This is a genomic window from Hydrogenophaga sp. BPS33 (assembly GCF_009859475.1).
GTDB lineage: Bacteria > Pseudomonadota > Gammaproteobacteria > Burkholderiales > Burkholderiaceae_C > Hydrogenophaga.
Genome location: NZ_CP044549.1, coordinates 4,486,513 through 4,507,533, shown reverse-complemented (window position 1 = coordinate 4,507,533; position 21,021 = coordinate 4,486,513). Strand labels below are relative to the sequence as shown.

Genomic DNA, 21,021 nt, shown 5'->3' with positions numbered 1-21,021 from the left:
GCACACCTTCACACAGTGCGAGCGCGCTTGTATCTAGCGATTTCACTCGCGTAACTCCGCGATGAGGTGGTCGCGCCAGTCATCCGGTACGAGCGGACGATCGGCGTTTCTTTTTCCAAGGCTCATGCCAGCGGCAGAGGCCGCCACACCTATTTCCAAACCCCGGCGCCATCAATCAAGTTGCCACAGACGTGCGAGTTGAAGCGTCTGACCATGAGAGGCGAAGTCCACGGCGACTCCGCTTGGTAGAACGAGGCCATCAGTTTGTGGCATTTTTATCGAAAAATCTATAAAAAATAACTTCTATCATTTCAAAATGAAAATGCACAATCAAATGATAGTATCCGGACCGGAGATCACATCCCGGGCCGCCCCGGATGCGCAAACACCCAGTTAACACCCAAAGGAAGTCTTGAACATGGCTAAAACCCCCTCTGCCAACCCTGTTGACGTGCAACAACCACTCGTGCAGCCGTCGCCGCTGGTGCGAAGCCGTGGCTCTGTGCTGTCCGCGAAAGCCGTTCGCCTCTGGGTGTGCAACCCGCGTTGGTAGCGCCCGATGCGTGGCGGGAAGAAAAAGGCCTGAGCCTCAAGAGAAGAGGCGCCCTTCAAGAAGAGGCCACTCAGCTGAGGTGGTGGCGCAGTCAGACGCCTTCCGGTCGCTGAAACGGATGTGTTGCTCGCGCAAGCAGGCCCGCCGTTCTGCCTGGCGCGGGCGGCGCTTCAGCGGTGATAGCGCCTTCTGTCGCGCCGGTAACTATCGGGGCTTCAGGTTTGGTGCCGCCGGTGCAGCTGGTGGGGCTGCCGCCGCGGATTCGTGGGCACTATTGCACGGTCGGCGCTGGTGTTGCAGCCGTGGCGGGCGCGGGTGGTAGCAGTGGTGGTTCTACGCCTCCTGCTGCACCTGCGCCAGCGCCTATTTCTCCTCCGGCCCCTGCTCCCCAACCAGAACCGGAACCTACTGAGACTGTCCATCAACTCACGACCGGCCTGGACAATGTCAAGCGGTGTGGTGTAGATCGCATCATCGGCAGTTCCACGACGTTCCAGCCGGCTGACGTGGTCAACGGCGGCGAAGGTATTGACACGCTGCAGCTGCAGCTCACCGGCGGCACGTACGGCGATGGAGCCATCGTGAGCAACATCGAGGCCCTCGACGTTCGGGCCTTGGCTGGCGACTCTGGTGCCGTTAATCTGTATCTGACGGACTGGGATGACAGCCTTGCGAAGCTCAACATCATCGAGGCCAAGCAAGACGTCGCAGTGCGCGATCAGCAGACCCTGGCCGATGTGAGCATCACCAAGAGCAGCAAAAACGTCGCGCTGGCCTATGAGCCGAATGTTACGGCGGGTGAAGATGACGAACTCAATGTCTCGGTCAATGCGTTTAAGGGCGGTTTGACTATTGACGACCAGGTCGAGGGTGTGCGCCTTTCCGTGGACGATGACGCCGGTTCGCCGAATGCCAGCAACATGAGCATCAATGCTCTTTCATCGACCACGATTGTGGGTGGCCGTTCTGGACAAGGCTTTGGACTCACGCTTACTGGTGAGGACGGCAGCGCAGCATCGCTGGACAGTTCAGAGTTTGTCGGAAACCTGACGCTCAATGCCGGCTCCAATCTCAAGACATTGACCACCGGGGCGGGTGACGATGTCGTTACGTCGACCAGCGGCATCTATCAATCGGACGCCGTGTATGACCTGGGCCAGGGCAACAACAGCTTGAATGTCTCCGGCACGGTCGGCGGCTCTGTCAATGCCGGTGCCGGTAACGACACCATCTCCATCTCGGGGTCCGTGAATGAAGGGGCCTCCATTGACATGGGTGCGGGCAGCAACACGCTCACAGCAGGTGTCGTTGAAGGCTCCATCACGTCCGGCGCGGGCGCCGACTCCATTACGGTGGACGGCATCGAGGGAAATGCAGTGGTGAGCCTGGGTGACGGCGACAACGAAGTCATCGTCGGTGCACACGGTATCGGTGAGGGTGCAAGCCTCACGCTGGGTGATGGAAACAACTCCGTCCACACCACGGGTGGTGTCAATGGGGTAGTAGGCGAAGACTCCGAAACGGGTGTGTCCATTACGTTCGGTGATGGTAACAACAGTTTCCTGGTTGCCACCGAGTTCGACGGTGAGGATGTGCCCGTTGGTGGAGCGGGTGTGGGCCACGCCAACATTGTGTTTGGCGATGGCGACAATCGCATGGATGTCGCGACGCAGGTCGTCAACTCGAGTGTCACTTTCGGCGATGGAGACAACATCCTGCAGGTGGTGGAGGATGTGCGGGACTCGTCGGTGAGCTCTGGTGACGGTCAAAACGCTGTCCTCATTAGGAGCGATCTTGAGGGCTCCAGTGTTAGTTTTGGCAGCGGTGACGGAAACGTTCTGGCCACGGGAAATGACGTTTTTGAGTCGACCATTACGTTCGAAAACGGAAACGAAAATGAGCTGACCGTCTACGGTGGTGTCGCAGACTCCTCGACCAGTTTTGGCGCCGGCAGCGGCAACGTCATGTACGTTGGCGAAGATCTGAGCGACTCGACCGTGGCATTTGGTGCGGGTGAAGACAACATGCTGTTGGTGAGCGGTGGAGCCCATAACACGTCAGTGAGCTTCGCTGGTGGTTCTGCTGACGCGAACATTGCTGGGCAAGTCACCAGTGGTGACGGCGTCGTGTCCGAATTCTCGTTCGCCGGTGACGGCAACACGATGGATGTGAACGCGTTCGGTGGAGAAGATTCGAACGGCATCGAAGGACATGAACTCACAACCATCGTCGGCGAAGACATGGTGATCGAAGAGGTCCGTGTAAACGTCGACTTTGGAGCTGGCGGCAATAACACTCTCCTGGTTCGCAACGGCAGCGTTCAGTTGGCAGACATTTCGTTTGGTGAAGGCAGTGCAAACAACGTCGGGATCGACAAAAATCTGCAGCAGTCCAGCGTGACCTTCGGTGGCGAAGACAGCACGGGTGGCGCGGGCAACGGTCTGTATGTCGGCAACGACATTCGAAACTCGCAGGTCGCCTTCTTTGGTGCGGCGAGTACGGTTGAAGTCGGCGATGACGTCACGGCTTCCCAACTGAGCTTTGGGGCTGGCGCCAACCGGGTGGAAATCTCTGATGATCTGGAGGACGGCTCCAGCATCTCCATGATCGGCGGCGGCAGCCGAATCTATGTTGGCGGCGATGTCGAGGGCTCCAGCATCAGTATTGCCGGCGGTGGCAACAGCGGCCAAATGGCTGCAGTTGGCGAAGATGCGCCTGACGACGCGGGGGTCTTCGTCTTGGGCGATGTCGATGCATCCAGCATCACGGTCGGTGGTGGAAATAACATCGTTTACGTCGGTGAAGACGTCAACGAATCCGCGATTTCTCTGACGGGCGAGGCGGGCGAAGACACGCTTTCTGTGGGCGACGACATCGTCGAGTCCACGGTGAGCTTCGCTGGCGCCGGGAACGTTCTCTCCGTGGGCGATGACGTTGAAGGCTCTTCATTGAGCTTTGCCGCGGGCGGCAACACGGTCACCATTGGCGGTGATGTCGAAGAGGAATCGGAAATCACCCTTGCCGGCGGCGGCAGCGTTGTGAGCATTGGTGACGACCTGGACAACTCGACCGTCGCTCTAGGCGACGGTGGCAACTCGGTGAATGTCGGTGGTGAGCTCGACGACGGCGCACTCATTAGCGCAACGGGTGGCGACAACACCGTTGTCGTGGGCGGCAAGGTATCCGATGGAAGCCAAATCAATTTGGGCGGCGGCGCGGACACTGTCACCGTTGGCAGCAATGAGCACAAGCAAGGCAGCGTGGGTGGCGACGGCGGCCAAGCGGCCCGTATTGACGTCGGCGCTGGCGATGACCAAGTGACGCTCATCGGTTCGAAGCATTACGGCAATACGCTGGTTCGCTCGGGCGGTGCGCTCGAGGGCGGGCAGGGTAATGACACGTTGACCATCAAGGCAACTTCCGACGTGAACGTTGTGGGCCGTACCGAGCATCAAGAGTTGTCGGTTGAATTGGCTGAAAGCTACGACGTTGGCGATGTAGTGACCCTGAAGGTTGGAGAAGAAGAGTTCACTCACACCGTCGAGTACACAACGGCGCAGGTGCTCGAGTTTACGTTCGGTGGCTCATATTCCTACAGTGCCAATCAGACCTACTCGGTGACCGTTGGCGGCGAGACCTACTCGTTCCTGTTCCCCGGTGCTCAAGGGGGTCCAGGCGCGGCTGCGCAGGCGGTTGCGGATGGCATTAAGGCTGCTATCGACAGCGCAGATCCTTCCATCGAAGGTTTTGGTTCTATCAATGTCGTTGCAGGTGAGGTCGAGGGTACCTACACACTGTCGCTGACGGGAACTTCTGCTGACGCCGAAAACGTCGATGCCTCGTCGAGTCACTCGGCTGCCGCGGGTGCCGACGGTGCAGACCGCACGGTTCAGACGGCTGAAGAGGTCGCTTCTGCGCTGGAGGCGCTGGTCGATTGCGAAAGCACGACCTTCTCTGCGAGCATCGTGGACGGAAAGATTGTTCTCACGGGCAACGGTTGCGCCATCGCAGCCGATGTCAGCGCCAGCCTTTGGCTCAACGAGGCCGAAGTGGATGGCGCTATCACCACTGAGCAACTCGCTGATGCCAGCATCAGTGGTTTCGAGACTCTCAAGCTCGAGATTCTCAACAACGTGGGAGAGGACACGGGCCTCACCGCACGCGAGATCACTGCCGACTTCTCCTACATCTCCGGTGTTCAGAACATCGTGCTTGACAGCCAGGTCAAGATTGACGCGGTCACCGTCGTGGACGTTATCGGTGAACAAGAGTTGGTGAATGGGGCCTACGAGCGGACCGACGAGTACGCAGACAATTGCGACATTGACGGAACCACGGAATTCAATCTGCTCAATCTAAAGGGTGGCGAGGCGATCACTGTTCGCGGTCACGAAGTGACTGCCACGGGGAGCAAGCAGGTCGACGGAATTCAAATCGGTGACCAAGATGGCGACCACCATGTTGGCGACGTGATTTCTGTTTCCCTTGGCGGTCAGACGTACTCTATGGTGATCACGCCTGAGGACTTGGACGGGGAAAGTGCGGTGGCTGACGCAAATGCCATTGCTACCCGCTTGGCCGGTATCCTGCAGGAGGCCAACAACGAAGATTGGCCCTTCTCTGTGGCGGTAGATGGGAGGCACATCACGCTCATCGGAACAGACTCTTCCCTCTCGACCGAGATATCTGTCAGTCATACCCGGCCGAATGCTAGCCCGAGTCCGCTGTATGGGTCCGAGGGCTCATTCGAGGACCGGATCGACTTCAATTGCTTGGACTCGATCCAGACGGGCGACGTCATCAGTCTGCAAGTTGGCGAAGAGCTCATCACCTACACCGTCCTTCAAGAAGACTTGGATGCGTGCTGCGACCGTCATATCGGCGATGTAATCGCTGAGAAAGTTGCTGCAGCAGTCAATGGCGCCGGCAACACTGGCGTGCGCGCATTCTTCGGCGTGGTGACCTTGGGCGGTGAATTGGAAGCATCGTGGTCGGTCACCCGCATGGAGAGCAGCTACGTCAACAAGACATTCGCGGAGTTTGTGCAAGCCAGCGATGCGGAAGACGACAGCGACATCGACGTGACCGCCAAGGCGACTCTTGCGGAGAACACCGACAACGACACGATGGACCTCACGGTAGACGGCTACGGCGCGTTTGACTTGGAGATCGTGGGCGACGGAGTTGGCCAGTACGAACACCTCGACCTGAACGTCGTGGATGAATTCAGCCACTACATCAACACGAACGGCCACCAAGGGAACTTCAGCGAGAGCATCGTGCTCACTGGCGGCGCAGCCGGGGCCTCCATCTACCTGGACAACATCCGGGCAGCGGATGTGAATTCCACCTCCGAGGCCAATCTCACGGTGGAACAGTACGATACCGACCTGCAGAATGCTCTGGTGGGTGAGGATGCTGTTGTTAACGTCAGCACGGGGAGCGGCGACGACCACCTCATTACCAACGCGTGGGCGCTGGTCAATGAAGGCAGCTCAGTTGACCTGGGGACGGGGAAAAACACCCTTTCGCTGGGCTGGGGCTGGGTGGAGGACTGCGGTGACGCCGTTCCTCGGACGATTGCCGGAGCCGACCTGGCGCGTGTTTCCGAAATTGAAGGCCTCACGCAACTGCATCGCCTGAATATGCTCAACGGCGTGGTGCTGGGCGAAGATGCGACCTTGAGCATGATGGAGACATCCGTGCCCAATACGGTCGAAGAGATCGACCTCTGGGCCGTGACCGTGACGGGAGAAGATATCGACCTCACCATCTCTGGGACCGCCGCCAGCTTGCTTCTGGAGGCATCGGAGGGTGACCTTGACCTGCAGGACACTGGCGTACTCACCGCTGTTGGCGTGACGGACCTGAGTGTTCGTGGATTGGGCGACGTTACGTTTGCGCTTGGCAACGATGCGCTCAACACTTTGTCGGTGGTCTCCAGGGACGATGAAGCCTCTGTTTATGTGCGCGACGGTGTCAATCGGACTGTGACAATTGGTGAGGCATCTCTTGAAGGTCGCGGTGACGATGCAAAGTTCACGATTCGTGACAATACGGACGGCTCGGTGACCGTAGGTTCCTTGTCGGCTGAGGCAGATAGCGATGCACGTCTGGCCATTTACGACAACACCAACACGGACATCAGCGTCGGCGCGTTGGGTGGTGTGACGCTGCGCGGCGAATACGAGGCAACTGTCTCTATCAGCGGCAACGGAGACGACAAACTCGAAGCCGACCAGGTGATCACGCTGGGTGACCTGAGCATGTACGCAGGCGAAGACGCGCTGGTCACGATTGAAAACAACGTAGCCAATACCATCACCCTCGGGGCGGTGGACATGGTCTCTTGTGAAGAAGACACCTCCTTCCGCGTGGCCAACAACAGCGGCCTGGACTACGAAGAGGGAATGAGCGCCAGTGTGGACTGGTCGACTTTGAACTCTGGCGCCATCGCTATGGATGCGGGTGATGAGGCCAGTTTGGCAATCGAAGGAAACACCTGGGCAAAGGTGGAGCTCGCCACTGGGGAAGACGAGGGCATTGACATCTCGGCTCGCAATGACATTGAGTTCAAGGTCAAAGACAACACCAATGTGAATGTGGCAATGGGTGGAGTCACGCTGAATTCGGCGGACCGCATCAGTGCATCCGTCAGCGGCAACGTGACGGATTCGGAAGATCTGTATCTCTCCAGCGTATCAATCGGGGACTTCTCGGCAACCGCAAACGATGACGTCAATCTTTGGATGAAAGACAACGTCGTGGTGGACATCAGTCTTGGCGATGTGGCGATGACCTCCTACACGGATGACGTTCGCCTCTACATCAAGGACAACCAGGACACGCAATTCAGCCTCGGTAGCGTCGCCTTGTCTGCACTTGATGACGCTGCGCTTGTGATTCGTTCCAACGTAGCTGGTGAAGACGAAGGCCCAGGCCTCCAAATGCTCGTCGACGGCGACATCACCATTGCGTCACAAGAGGACGATGCAACTTTGAGCTTCAAGGGCAACAGCGGGGTTCAGTTTGGAGTTATGGGCGATGTGTCGCTGAAAGCTGCGGATGATGTCCGTTTCGAGCTGAGCGACAACAAGGCTACTTTGGTGTTCATGCCTGGCAGCGCAGAAGGAGAAGACTCCGAGGCCTCGCCCGCAATCAAACTTGAGTCGACAGACGGCGACGTTCGTCTCTATATCAAGGACAACGGCGGTGAGGATTCACAAGACAGCTTCAACGGTTTCGCGGCTGTTCTTGGTGCCGTGGACATTGACGCCAAGGACGAGGCAAAAGTCAAGATCAACGGCAATGAGAATTCGCTGATTGCAGTTGGCTTGCCGGCAAGCGCAGTGACGGAAGGAGTCGAGGGGGTCTTCAGCGGCTTGGCCGGCCAGATCCTTGAGAACATGGATGGCATTCAGCAAGCGCTTTCGAGCGCTGGGCCAGGCATCGAGGTGGACGCTACCTCTATTGATTTCGAGATCGAGAACAACTTCACCTCGGGAGAAGACTTCCAAGATGACTTCAACGTTGTGCTACTCGGGTCCACGGCTCTTACTGCTAAAGACACAAACGATGTCGATGCCCATGCAGATGCCAGGATGTCGATTCTCGGAAACGAGCAGACGATCATCGTTGCTGGCGATCTGCAGATGTCTGCGGATGCCACTTCTAGCGGCGAAGATGCCTACGCCGAGACAGGCCTGTACATTGGCGAGACCGGCTTCTTTGGTGCGAGCGGCAGCAATGGCGTTCAAGGAAACGAGACTGTTGCAATAGTGATGGGCGACGTGTCCCTGGAGAGCAATGCGACGACCGTCTTTGATGAAGCTACCGGCTTGGCATACGTCGAGCTGTCTGCCAACGAGAACGTCCGAATCAAGCTGGGAGACGTGTCTTCCAGCGCCTCAGCAACTTCGACCTATGGCGCTGCCTATGCTGGTGCTGGAGTGGCTGTTCTCGGCAACATCGGTGGTGAGGACATCGGTGGAGAAGATGACTCGTGGATCGAGATGGGTGACGTCACAATCACGGCCAACACCAACCCTATTGGGGAGGATGAATTCACTCCGATGTCCGTGCCCATGACTATCAGCGAAGCTCGTGCGGCTTTCGTGCTCATGGAGAACGAAGAGCTGCATGTCAAGGTCGGAGATGTGGACGTCAGCGCTGCCGCCACCGGTGGCGAGGACTCTGAGGCGGTGGCGGTTTTCCATCTGGACGAGAACACGGACTCGAGCTTTGAGTTCGGCGACGTGAGTCTGAGCGCAGATGCGAAGACGGGATTTGACTTCGCGGGCTTCTCTATCGTTGACCAGAGCAACGTGGATGTGTCGGCAGGTGACATCAGGGTGCAAACGACTGGAGCGCGTGGCCTTGCAGGTGTCGCGGTGGGCGCTTACAGCAACCAAGGCTATAGCTACCTCACGGGTACAAACCAAGGAGTGGACTACTTTAGTGTTGGACTGCAGTACACGCCTGCGGCGACCGATGCCAACTATGAAACCGATGTCGCTCTCGGGAACATTGCAGTGAGCGCTGGCAACGATGCAGCCGTCTTGCTGTCCGCTGATTCCCATGGTTCGCTGGCAGTCGGAAATATCCACGTCACGTCGGCAACGGCAGAGGGCGCGGTGAGCGGCAACATCTTCTTCTACATGAACGATGTCACGCTCAACAGTGCCGTCGGCGAAGATGCGGCCGACCATCTGGGTAATGCCCTGGCGGCAGTCGAGGCCGCGAACATCGCTGTGCAAGACGCTGGCAGTGACGACGTTGCTCTTGCGCTGGCACAGGAAGCGCTTGAAACGGCCGAGGCAGAGGTCGAGGCGACGGAGGCCTTCCTGAATGCGTTGGAAGACGGCATTTCTATCGTGTTGGATGGCTCTAACGGCGCAGATGCTGACAACACCGTGTACGCCACGCTCATCGACACGCCTGACGTTCATTCGTTGGTAATTTCCGGCGCCGATGCAAACGTCTTCCTCGAAGGGGAGATGGACGACTTTGCTACGCTGGATCTGTCGGGTGTCACGGACTTCGCTTATGTGGAGACTTGGGGTGCGGACTTCAGCAATGGGTCTGATGAGCTCAAGCTGTCGGATCACATCGTGGTGAAGATTGGCACCGGGGACCTGCAGTACAACGCGATGTACGGCGTTCGCGACGAGCAGGGTATCGGCCGCGGGTTTACCGGCTCACTCGTGCAGGACGCTGGCACAAACGGGAACTTCCACGGTGACTGGAACGGCAGCAGTTCGGGCTGGTACTCGCTGGGCGAGAGCGGCGACAACTACCTCGCGCCAACCCCGCACGAGATCTACATCGAGACATGGGGAGCGCCGTCCAGCACAGAGAACCAAGACGTTTACAAGTTCACGGTGGACGGCACGTCGTACTCCGTGGCGATTGAGAAGTACATTTCGGGAGAGGACACCCACGGAGAGGACATCTTCAGCTACCGGATGGACGACTTCCACATCGGGTTGAGCGATACCGATGTAGGCCTGGAGGCATTCGAGGAGTCGCTGGGCGTGGCTAGCTTTGAGTGGAACGGCGTAGACCGCTTCATTTTGACGGGCCCGTCAGACGGAAGTGCGCTCAAGCCAGTTACGACTGCAACGATGGTTGTGGACAACAACGACACGGTGAACCAGCCTATGGAAGTGGAAAACATTCCGGGGAAGGTGGCCACCGATGGCATTGGCAATGCGGTGCAGGAGGTCTTCCAGTTCGTCGGTGACGAGATTGGCGACGTAGTGATTGGCGGATTCTTCGCCAAGCCGGTGGGTGCCGACAACGTGGATGGAACGTTGCGCTGGGGCGACAGGCTGGACTTTAGCCAGTTCGACCTGAACGGCGATGCCTCGGGGATGGGAGGTGCGAATGACCTGACCATTTCGGTGGTGAACGACGATCAGGGCTACTTTTCGGACGTGCTGATCACCTTCAACACTGCTGGGATGGAGGACTCCTCGATTCTCTTGGTGGGCGTTGGCGACCAGTACAGCACCTCTACCGACGTGATCACGAACGTGACCAACAGCATCATCTTTGCTTGATGTTTAGGTAGTCGCGGTTCGACAGCAAGGGGAGGAGGGAGCATGTCCTTTCTCCCCTTTCTTGCGGCCATCCCCTGGTTGCCGCTTGCCTTCTACGATTTTTGAATCATGAGCATGTACAAGAACCTGGTTCCACTGCGTCACACAGAGCACGCAGGACTGCGTTTGCTGCCGGTGAGCAACTACGACTTCGCCAGTGAGCTGATGCTGGCTCCAATCGTCGTTGATGAATTGGCCGAAGCCGCGCGAGAGTATCCGATCGTGTTTCCACGCGATGCAGCTCTACCCGCAGTTTTGTTGGGAGTCCAGCGCGGACGAAATGCTTATGTCGGCGATAACGGTCAGTGGCTGGCCAGCTATGTGCCAGCCCACATTCGCCACTACCCATTCATGTTGACCCGATTGCCGGGAAAGGGTGATGGCCAAGATCACGTGGTGATGATGGATGCCGACTCACCGCTGTGGTCAAAAATAGAAGGCGAGCCTGTCTTCGATGGTGAGTCGCTTACACCTGTGGCTCAGCGCTCTGTCGACCTGCTGCGTGCCATGTCACGCCGCCAGGTTACGACGCGAGCTATGGTGCAAGCGATTGCGGCAGCAGGGCTTTTTGTGGAGCGTACGGTGCGTGTAAAACGCCCTGGACATCCCGATGCCCGCGTCTCGGGTTTGAGGGCGGTGGATGAAAAGGCGTTCAACGCGCTGAGCGACGAAGCATTCAACGCCTTGCGCAAGAGCGGGGCGTTGCCTTTGGTCTACGCCCATCTGTTGTCCTGGGCGAACTTCCGGCAAGGTCCGATTGGGAGGGCCTAGCCATCAAGCTGCAATTCCATATTGGCCAGATGCACGGTCTGTCAGATCCGACGGCGGTGTTGACTTTGCAGATCGAGGGCCGCATTGATGGGGACGCCGTGCAGCGGCTGGTGTCTCGAGCGCGTGCAAATTTTGCGCATGCTGATGGGATTCCCGCTGAGGGCTTGCCTGAAGCACTTCTTTCCGGTCCTCATCTGAGGGGCGGAGTGGAAATGGCGGCCGCGTCCATGCTGGCCGCGCTATGCGTGGCATTTCAGCGAGCAGCGCGCGATGCCGTGGGGCTGGCTCGCGTGGTGTCAGCCAGCAAGGGGGCATGGGTGCTGGCGCTGCCTTACCACCGGCGTGAGGTGCTGCACTCGGGCCTGCCACTGATGTTGGATCATTTTCGGCTCTGGATAAAACAGGCAATCGCACCAGCGGCTCAAAAAAAGCTGGCCGAGGCGACGAGCCAATGGTTGCGCGGTGTTCAGGGTGGAAGTCTTGCACCCAACACCCTGCGCTTTGCGCTAGCAGCACGCGAACTCGGCCATCCGGTATCGACCATTGGCTACGGCGTCATCCAGCTGGGCTGGGGCTCCCGGCAACAGCGCATGGAGAGCAGCTTCACCGGGCAGACGAGTGTACTGGCGACCCGCATCGCGAAGAACAAGCCGCTCGCGAACGCGTTGCTGGCGCGTGCCGGTCTCCCGGTGCCACGCTCTGCGTTGGTGAGCAATTGGGACCAGGCGCTGAAGGTCGCCCAGGAACTGGGCTGGCCGGTCGTAGTGAAGCCCGCCAACTTGGACCAAGGACAGGGCGTGGTGCCCGACATCCACGATGAAGATTTGTTGCGCCGGTCCTTCGAACGGGCTGCGGCACTCAGCTCGGGCCGGGTGTTAGTGGAGAAGCACGTGGAAGGCGCGGATCACCGTCTATTGGTGGTTGGCGGGCGGCTGTTGGTTGCCACACGGCGTCTGCCCGGTGGGGTAACGGGTGACGGTCATCACACTGTGGCGCAATTGCTCGCGAAGCTCAACGCCGACCCGCGCCGAGGCACCGACCAGCGCAGCCTGCTCAAGACGATTGAGCTCGATGAAGAAGCTGCTACCCGATTGGCCGAGCAAGGTCTGAACGCGGACAGCGTGGTCGAGCTAGGCCGCTTCGTGACAATGCGTCGCACAGCAAACATAAGCACCGGGGGCACGGCGTTGGATGTGACGGACCAAGTGCATCCAGACAACCGTTGGCTGGCCGAGCGTGCGGCGCGGGTGGTGGGGCTGGATATCGCAGGCATCGACTTGCTCTGCCCGGACATCGCGCGTTCCTGGCGCAAGGTGGGTGGCGCGATCTGCGAGGTCAACGCGCAGCCGGGTTTCCGCCCGCATTGGCTGGGCGACCCCGCGCGTGACGTGAATGCTGAGATTGTCGAATGGCTGTGCCGTGGAGGTACTCGCGTGCCAACAGCGGCAATCACCGGAACCAATGGAAAGAGCACGACAGCGCGAATGCTGCACCACATCTGGTTGGCAACAGGTCGCTGCGCAGGATTGAGCTCTAGTTCAGGCGTGTGGGTCGGGTCCGACCGGATGCTAGAGAAGGCCCCAGTGGGCGTAACGGGCGCGCGCATGCTGCTGGACGATCCGGGCGTGGAGGCGGTGGTGCTCGAACTGCCGAGGCTAGGATTGATCACTCTGGGCCACCCCTGTGACCATTACGACGTAGCTGCGCTGCTCAATGTGCAGGATGACCATATCGGCGTCAACGGCATCGACTCCATGGAAGCGATGGCGCGCTTCAAGGCCCAGGTGCTGGAGCGCGCGAGCCAAGCCGTGGTTATCAACGCCGACGACGCCTTATGCCTGTCGGTGCGAGGGCAAGCTGGCGCAACGCGCCAAGTGCTGGTATCGCGAGTAGGTGATGCAAATCCGGCGGTGGGTGCCCACTTGGCCGAAGGTAAGGACGCCGTGCTCGTGGCATGGCACGCAGGCGCCGAGTGGATCGTGATGGCGCAGGGGGAGACACGCACGCCACTGATGCCGTTGAACGAAATCCCGGCGACCATGAACGGGCTGCTGCGCTTTAACGAGGCCAATGCGCTGAGTGCAGCGGCTTTGGCCTGGGCTCAAGGTATTCCGTTGGACACGGTGCGCGCCGCACTGGGCACCTTTGCCAACACGCTGGAGCACAATCCCGGACGTTACAACGTCATCGGGGGATTCCCATTCACGGTGTTGCTTGACTTTGGTCACAACCCCGACGGGATACGAGAAATCTGTAATGTGGCGCGCCGCTGGTCCGTGGCTGGTCGGCGGCGACTTGTCACGTCTCACATCGGCAACAGACATCGAAGCCACGTCGCGCTTCTGGCACCCGATGTGGCGGCGGTATTCGATGACGCAGTCATTTCGCAGGATGCATGGTTCGTTCGCCACAAGAGTGACTGGACAGGAGAGCACCCTGAGGTGCAACATTTGGCTCAGCTTGAGCAGTCGCTGTGCGAGGCGGGCATGGATGGGGCGAACGTGACGATCATTGCCGATGTCCTGGAAGCCGTTCGCCAAGGTCTGCAAACCGCAGAAGCAGGCGACCTGCTCGTGCTCCTAGTGGGTGAAGGAGCCTTGCCGGTTATACGGCAGGCCTTGCGCGAACGAGAAGCCGCGGTGGCCGTGTCCTGTGTTTGAGTTTGCCTATGAGGCTGTGTTTCACGGGCCGAATGTGTGCGCGCTGGGACCGGTGCTTGCAGCGCGGGTGCGCTTCTCCCGGTCTTTACCACCCGGCGCGCTAGCTACGAGCTGCGCCCGCCTGCGTGCGCTTTGGCCCGAATGGCTGAATCAGGATGGGCCTGCAACGGACGAGGAGACTGAGGCAGCCAGACTGCTGGCAGCTTGGGCGTTGGGTGCTCTCAACGAAGTGCGCGGCTTTCTCCATGACGCTGGGGCCCAAGCCGTGCCCGGCGGGGCGCGGCTATGGGTGGGATTTCATCACGTTGGTGTGACCAAGATGGCGCTGGAGCTGGCCCAGCGGGCGTTGGCCGAAGCGGCGCGGCCCGGTGTGGGCTTTTCGCGCGAGGCGATGGAGGTCCCACTGCAACGATTTTGGGCACTCTGTCGAAAGTACCACCCTGACTACCAGGCCCGAATCCTGATGGAGGGTGCGCGGGCTCGGGGTGTGCCAGTGCTTCCCTTCGTGAACGGTAGCCGTTACTGGCAGTACGGGTGGGGCACTCGCTCGAGAGTGTTCATGGAATCGGCGTCGAACACAGACGGCTTCCTGGGCAGTCAGTGGCAGAAGTCCAAGGTGCTGAGCCACGCAGTGTTCACCAGCCTTGGTGTGCCAACGCCCAAGCACCGTCTTGTGAGTCAGCCCAGCGAACTGGAGGCTGCGGCCGATGTGGTTGGATGGCCCTGTGTGGTTAAGCCGATGGATCAAGGCGGCGGTCGGGGGGTGACTGCGGGCATCGCCTCGTCGGGTTCACTGCACAAGGCGTTTGCACACGCGCGTCGCTACACCCAGGGCCCCGTGATGGTGGAGGCCTTTGTCCCCGGGGACGACCATCGCCTGATGGTCGTGGAGGGGCGCCTGATGGCTGCAATCCGCCGGGAGCCTTCGAGCGTAGTGGGCGATGGCCAGCGCACGCTGCGCGAACTGGTGCAGGCGCTTAACTCGCAGCGGTCATCCAATATGGTCAAGAGCCGGTATCTGCGCACGATCGCGTCCGACACGGTGCTGGCAGAGCACTTGGCTGGCCAGGGGCTGACGCTTGAGACGATGCTGGCGGCGGGGCAGCGCGTGACTTTGCGCAGCAACGCGAACTTGTCCAGCGGCGGTGTCTGCGTGGACGTGACGGCGCAGGTGCACCCGATGGTCCGCCAGCTTGCCGAAGCGGTGGTGCAGGCGTTCGGTCTAGGCACGGCCGGGTTGGACTACATCACCACCGACATCGGCGGAGCGCCGAGCCTGACTGGGGGCCGCCTGATTGAGGCCAACACAATCCCTGGCTTGGATGCCGTCATCGCCGCAGGTTGGGCGCCGGAGACTATTGCGGAGGCGGTGCTGGGTGAACGGCCTGGCCGTATTCCCGTGACGCTGGTCGTCTTGCCGGAGGCGACGGTGGCGAAAGCAACGGACGACCTGCTAAAGCATTCGGCAGATCCGACCATAGGCTGGGTATGTGGCGCACAGGGCGGCATTGGTGGGTTGTCATTGCAAGGCATAAACAAGGAGGCGTGGTCCGCCGTTCGCGCCGCGCTGCGTCATCGCGGACTGGAGGCTCTTGTAATCGTGAGCACTCCCACAGATCTGATCCGCAATGGTCTGCCTGTGGACAAGATGGAGAGAGCCGTGATTTGCGGCGCCGAGCTGCCTCTGGACTGGCAAGGTGTGCTGCAACGATGCGTCGCAGAGGTTGAGCACCTTGACGACTGGGACGGCTACGTTAAACGCATAGATGGCATGTAAGCGACACCATACGCTGCTCTTGCACATCACCCTGAGAGACTGCCGTTTGTCATCATCCCAAAACGCCAGGAGACCCGGTCCTTCAGGTCCGGGAGGAATGGCGTGAACTCTTTTCTCTGGAGAGGGCTAAACGCTGTGCCTAGACACAGGGATGCCCAAACGTTCCTGTCTTCCTTCGTCCGAAGCGTCGCACACCACGCGCGTGCTGCACCTGCGGCTCAAGGACAGGCATGCCCCCACGCTTTTGACGATGGCGGCTGACGTGAACTTCGTCTGGAACTACTGCAACGAGCTTTCGTTCAAGGTCTGGGAACGCGAACGCCGCTTCATGAGCGGCTTCGACTTCAGCCCGTACACCCGAGGCGCCTCCAAGGAGGGCCTGAGCATTGGATCGGCCGTGTTCCAGGAAGTCTCCGAGGAGTTCGCCAAGAAGCGCCGGGCCGCCAAGCGCGTAAAGCTGCGCTGGCGCGTCTCGCGCGGCACCAGGCGCAGCCTGGGCTGGATTCCATTCAAGGCCCGCTCGCTGAGCTACAAGGCCGGCCAGGTGTCCTTCCAGGGGATGAAGCTCTCCCTGTGGGACAGCTACGGCCTGGCCGACTACGAGCTCGGCGCGGGCAACCTCTGCGAAGACAGCCGCGGTCGCTGGTATCTCAACGTCTGCGTCAAGGTGAGGAAAGAGACACTCCTTCGCCCTGCAGCTGAGGTGAAGGTCGACGCCGTGGGCATCGACCTGGGGCTGAAAGACCTGCTGACCACCAGCGAAGGCGAGTTCGTACCGGCACAAGGCTTCTATCGCGGCCTGGAGCCCCGGCTGGCGGTAGCGCAACGCGCCGGCCGCAAGTGCCGCGTGAGAGCTATCAACGTCAAAATTTCGAACCGCAGGAAGGACCACCTGCACAAACTCTCGACCGATCTGGTGCGCACGCACCAAGCGGTCTTCGTGGGCAACGTCAACGCCCAGGCGCTCACCCGGCCAAGTCCGTCCTGGACGCCGGGTGGAGCGAGTTTCGAACCATGCTGCAGTACAAGTGCGATGACGCAGGCGTGTGGTTCAAGGAGGTTGACGAGAAGTTCTCCACCCAGGAGTGCAGCGCCTGTGGCGCGCGCACCGGACCGAAGGGCCTGGCAGGCCTAAGCGAACGCAGCTGGGAGTGCAGCGCCTGTGGCGCGCACCACCACCGAGACGTGAACAGCGCGCTCGTGATTCGAGCGCGAGGGTTGGCTTGGCTGGAGAACGAATTTTCCACGGCGGGGGAGGCGAGAGCCGAGGAACCCGTCGTGAATGAGCATGGGCTTTCAGGCCTGTGCGCGGTCGGGCATGACCGTCCAGTTGTGGGAATCCCCGTCCTTTAGGACGGGGAGGATGTCAAGTCAATGATTTCACGGGGGAAAGTCACTTTCGCTCCTTACGCGCACCACAGAGTGTTAACAAAATGTTAAAAACGGTGCGCGCATGTCGATATACCTCAAGGCAAGAATTTGGCAACGACTTCGCCGGTTGCCTGAGCGGCACGCTTCAATCGTAGTACAGGCTAAGGGTGCCCCTGCACGACCGTTGGTATCTGGCTTTCACGCTGCATGCGATTGTTTGCACTCGTGCAGGCTGACTAAGCCACTCTTGCCATTGACACGATTCTCACAGAAATTGCCGAATTGTCATTTTAAGTGATACTTGTGAATAAACTCACATTTGTATCACTTTGTGTTTGCCAATGTCAGTTTTGCGGAATACCATCCCTGTGGATGTACCGCCTCTATAAGTTGATGTCTTAGGTGTTTGCAAGTCTTCTGACACTCTGACTTCTGCGTAGCGGCGGTTTCAGTGAAGCCGCACTTGGCTTCAATGGGCCGAACAAGATGTGACGACGTGGTACGAGCGTCGTTTTCCTTCAATTGCCAAGTCTTTGTCGCGTTCGGGCATGTCACTGCACAAAACAACCTGGCTTGGGGTTCTTGGGTCGGGGGCGTGATGTACTGTTTATGACTGATTGTGAGCACAGCCTTGGTTGTGACTTTGCTAGATCTATGAACCGAGACAGTGACGCCAACTCTCCCCATCGCTTGGCACGTGACCTACAACGGGCCAACTTGGAAGTCCTAGCTGAGAGAAAACGCTCGGTTGAATTGCTCGCAGAATTGAACCGCACACAGAGTGAACTCTCGCGTGTGAAGAGTTCTGCAACCCTTGAGACCGATAGCCGGCTGCAAGCGGAGGTAGCGCTCGGAGAGTCTCAGGAGCGCTTACAACTTGCCTTGGATGCCGCTGGCCTAGCGTTATGGGACTGCCGATATCCATTTACCGATGTCTACCTTTCTGCTCGATGGGGAGAGTTGTTGGGAGACATTGCATTGGAAGGCAATTGGCGTGCGGCAGATTTGGTCGAACGACTGCATCCAGAAGAGTTGGATGGGCTGAGGAGACAGCTTCGTCGAGTGCTCGATGGAGAGGTTCAGCGTACTTCAGTGGAGTACCGATTCAAAGCCGGAGAAGAATGGGTCTGGCTTGAAGCGCATGCGATGGTGGCCGAAGTTGACTTGCGGGGTCGAGTGACTCGCCTGATGGGTACCCAGGCCAACATCACCAAGCGTAAGCAAATCGAGGAGAAGGCTACCCAAGCGCTGCTTATGGCAGAGCAGGCCAGTCGAGCCAAGAGCGAGTTTCTTGCCAACATAAGCCACGAGATTCGTACTCCTCTCAATGCCATCATGGGGCTCAATCAGTTGCTGCTGGGATCCCAGCAGAGCAACGAGCATCGGCAATGGCTTCAATTGATGGATGACTCGTCGCGCGTGCTGTTGAACCTGCTCAACGATGTTTTGGACTTCGCACGCATTGAGGCCGGGAAGCTACACCTCGAAAACATTGCCTTCCCCCTCAGGCCGCTCTTCGAAAGTACCTCTAAGACATATTTGGAGCAGGCACGGCTCAAGTCGGTGGACATGAAAGTCTACATGTCGCCCGAACTTCCGTCCTCTATGTTGGGAGACCCCTTGAGGATTCGCCAAGTGCTGACGAACTTGCTGTCCAACGCAGTGAAGTTCACCCCAGCAGGTGGGCAGATTTCTCTCTCGGTCGATGCATCTCGTGAAGCAGGCCTGGTAAAGAGGCTGATCTTTAAGGTTGCTGACAGCGGTATTGGCATCGCACCCGAGCAACATAAGGCCATGTTTGAAGCGTTTACTCAGGCCGACAGTTCCACTGCACGCCAGCACGGAGGGAGCGGCTTGGGCCTAGCCATTTGCGCCACGCTCGTCAAGGCGATGGGAGGGCGCATTCGGCTTGAAAGCTCTCTTGGTCAAGGTTGCAAGTTCGAAGTAGAACTTCCAGTCAAGGATATATCGCTCCCAAAGAGCGACCAGAAAATGGCGCCACAGACTGTGGCAAAGGCGGACGTTCTCACAGACAGAAGGTTCGAAAACATTCGTGTGATAGTGGCTGAAGACAACACTGTCAATGTGCGGCTGATGCGCGATGCCCTCAGGCAGATTGGCTGCGAAGTGCGTGTTGCAAGAAACGGGGATGAGGCAATCAAGCAGTGGCGCGAGTGGACCGCTGACCTGGTGCTGATGGATGTGCAGATGCCCGGGGTGAGTGGGCTCGAAGCGACCGCACGGATTCGGGAGCTTGAACGTCGCATGCAACGTCCGCCCGTGCCGATCCTTGCGGTCACCGCAAACGCCATGGCCGGCGACCAAGAAGCTTACCTAGCTGCTGGCATGTCGGGATATGTATCTAAACCTGTGGATTTTCCGAGGCTATTTCAAACCATGTCGAAGGCCCTTGAAACCCGCGCCTCGGGTGAGGTGCGCGACACGCAACCTTCAGAGGGGCACGCAATTTATCCGGCCTCAACGCGAAAACGCAACGCACACATCCAACAAACACTCGAAAGAAAAACGAAGAGTCTTCAGAGCGCACTTGCTCGACGCGATCCGACTGCTGCGCAACTGGAGCTCGAGGCTCTAGTGGAGGCTCTCTCTGCGCTGAGAGCGGAGCGGGTCTTGCGCATTTGCCGCGGTCTCGAAATGGCGAGGCATGCAGGCGAGTGGGGGCTGTTTGCCAGAGCGTTCCCCTTGCTCGAGGCAGAAATCGCCGCGCTGATCGGCCAACTGGGCAGCGGCACGGTCGGCGGCACGTGAACCGCGGTGATTGAAGAAGGGCTTCATCAAACGTGCCATCAAAAACTGATAAAAAGTCACGACATTTCGAGAAAATCGTCAAAATTAATATCATTTATCAGTTTAACCATCTATTATTGAATTTCTGACCTGAATCGGGTCGTTCGACTTAAAAGTGCGGATCCTGGCGGAGCTTTGCTAGGTTTGTCGCACTTCGGTCAGTCAATGTTCAGTTTGGAGGTTCGACATGGTGAGAGAAGAACGTGTACCTGCGTTGCCTGCGACGGTACCAATGCGATTGCACAGTAACGCAGCCGTAAGCGAGGAATATGAGCGCAAGCCAGAGCATCTCACCATTGTTCTTCAGGGACATAGGCAATGGGCTCATGACCATTCGCTCTCTTATTCAGATGCGGTGAACGCAGGAGCGGGGCGCATCCTCGAACTGATCGACTTTTGCGCCATGTGGTCAATAAAGAAGGTCACCTTGTGCGTCTTCACTGATGACCTCTTGCTTCTACCCCAGGGAGGTCAAGGTGATGCATTTGGCTCGTTCATGCGTTACATCACCGCTGGGGCCCAAAACCTCCACCGCAACGACGTGCGGCTGCAAATTGAGGGCGCGTTGGACGGGTTGGATGCCATCACTCGAGGCTTGTTGAACCACGTCGCACGGCGTACGAATTTGAACAAGGGCATGCAGTTGATTGTGGCCATCAACGGTCTTGTGGACCCCAAGCCATCGCTAGGCCTAAATGGGACGCCGGACGACTCGCAGGTCGCAGATGCAGCCCGAGTGATGCTGGACAGCGCTCCGGACTTCGTGATTCGCACTGGGGGACACATGCCCGTGCATCGCACCATGCTGTGGGAAACGAGAAAGACGGCCTTGTATTTCACGGACCTTCATTGGCCGGCCTTCGATGCCAAATCGCTGCATGCAGCACTTGACTGGTACGGTGAGGTGCAGCGTAGCGTCGGGATCCAGTTGACTCCCCCTCTCGCGTTTCAAGAGCGTCGCCATTGACTCTTGTGTAGAAC

The 21,021-nt window shown here is 58.8% G+C and carries 8 protein-coding genes; all 8 read left to right on the top strand.

Translation table 11 applies throughout. The features are described 5' to 3' along the window. Window positions 1-774: 774 nt before the first annotated feature. The 8 genes from F9K07_RS20870 (at window position 775) to F9K07_RS20840 (ending at window position 21,007) form a co-directional block, all read left to right on the top strand. Window positions 775-10,614, top strand: a complete 9,840-nt coding sequence (locus F9K07_RS20870) for a hypothetical protein (protein ID WP_159595249.1) — start codon at window positions 775-777, stop codon at window positions 10,612-10,614. 114 nt (window positions 10,615-10,728) lie between these two features. Then, window positions 10,729-11,424: a SapC family protein gene (locus tag F9K07_RS20865; RefSeq protein WP_159595248.1), complete on the top strand. Its 696-nt coding sequence runs from the start codon at window positions 10,729-10,731 to the stop codon at window positions 11,422-11,424. A gap of 29 nt (window positions 11,425-11,453) precedes the next feature. After that, window positions 11,454-14,084, top strand: coding sequence for a Mur ligase family protein (locus F9K07_RS20860; RefSeq protein WP_159595247.1), 2,631 nt, complete (start codon window positions 11,454-11,456; stop codon window positions 14,082-14,084). Continuing rightward, complete coding sequence (locus F9K07_RS20855; RefSeq protein WP_159595246.1) at window positions 14,077-15,861, top strand: ATP-grasp domain-containing protein; 1,785 nt, start codon at window positions 14,077-14,079, stop codon at window positions 15,859-15,861. Before F9K07_RS20860 ends, F9K07_RS20855 begins: the two co-directional genes overlap by 8 nt. Before the next feature lie 151 nt (window positions 15,862-16,012). Continuing rightward, on the top strand, window positions 16,013-16,996 hold the full coding sequence (locus F9K07_RS31945; RefSeq protein ID WP_236581395.1) for an RNA-guided endonuclease InsQ/TnpB family protein: 984 nt from the start codon (window positions 16,013-16,015) through the stop codon (window positions 16,994-16,996). Next, window positions 16,906-17,214 carry a transposase gene (locus tag F9K07_RS32310; protein WP_236581389.1) on the top strand — a complete coding sequence of 103 codons (309 nt, stop codon included), beginning with the start codon at window positions 16,906-16,908 and terminating at the stop codon, window positions 17,212-17,214. Before F9K07_RS31945 ends, F9K07_RS32310 begins: the two co-directional genes overlap by 91 nt. Before the next feature lie 735 nt (window positions 17,215-17,949). After that, window positions 17,950-20,001: a PAS domain-containing hybrid sensor histidine kinase/response regulator gene (locus F9K07_RS20845; protein ID WP_159595245.1), complete on the top strand. Its 2,052-nt coding sequence runs from the start codon at window positions 17,950-17,952 to the stop codon at window positions 19,999-20,001. Between the two features lie 226 nt (window positions 20,002-20,227). Continuing rightward, window positions 20,228-21,007, top strand: coding sequence for an undecaprenyl diphosphate synthase family protein (locus F9K07_RS20840; RefSeq protein ID WP_159595244.1), 780 nt, complete (start codon window positions 20,228-20,230; stop codon window positions 21,005-21,007). Window positions 21,008-21,021: the final 14 nt, after the last annotated feature.

Bases quoted from the DNA above. Each gene is read 5' to 3' on its own strand.
- F9K07_RS31945 (WP_236581395.1), top strand. From the start codon at position 16,013: ATGCCCAAACGTTCCTGTCTTCCTTCGTCCGAAGCGTCGCACACCACG.
- F9K07_RS20860 (WP_159595247.1), top strand. From the start codon at position 11,454: ATGCACGGTCTGTCAGATCCGACGGCGGTGTTGACTTTGCAGATCGAG.
- F9K07_RS20865 (WP_159595248.1), top strand. From the start codon at position 10,729: ATGTACAAGAACCTGGTTCCACTGCGTCACACAGAGCACGCAGGACTG.
- F9K07_RS20840 (WP_159595244.1), top strand. From the start codon at position 20,228: ATGGTGAGAGAAGAACGTGTACCTGCGTTGCCTGCGACGGTACCAATG.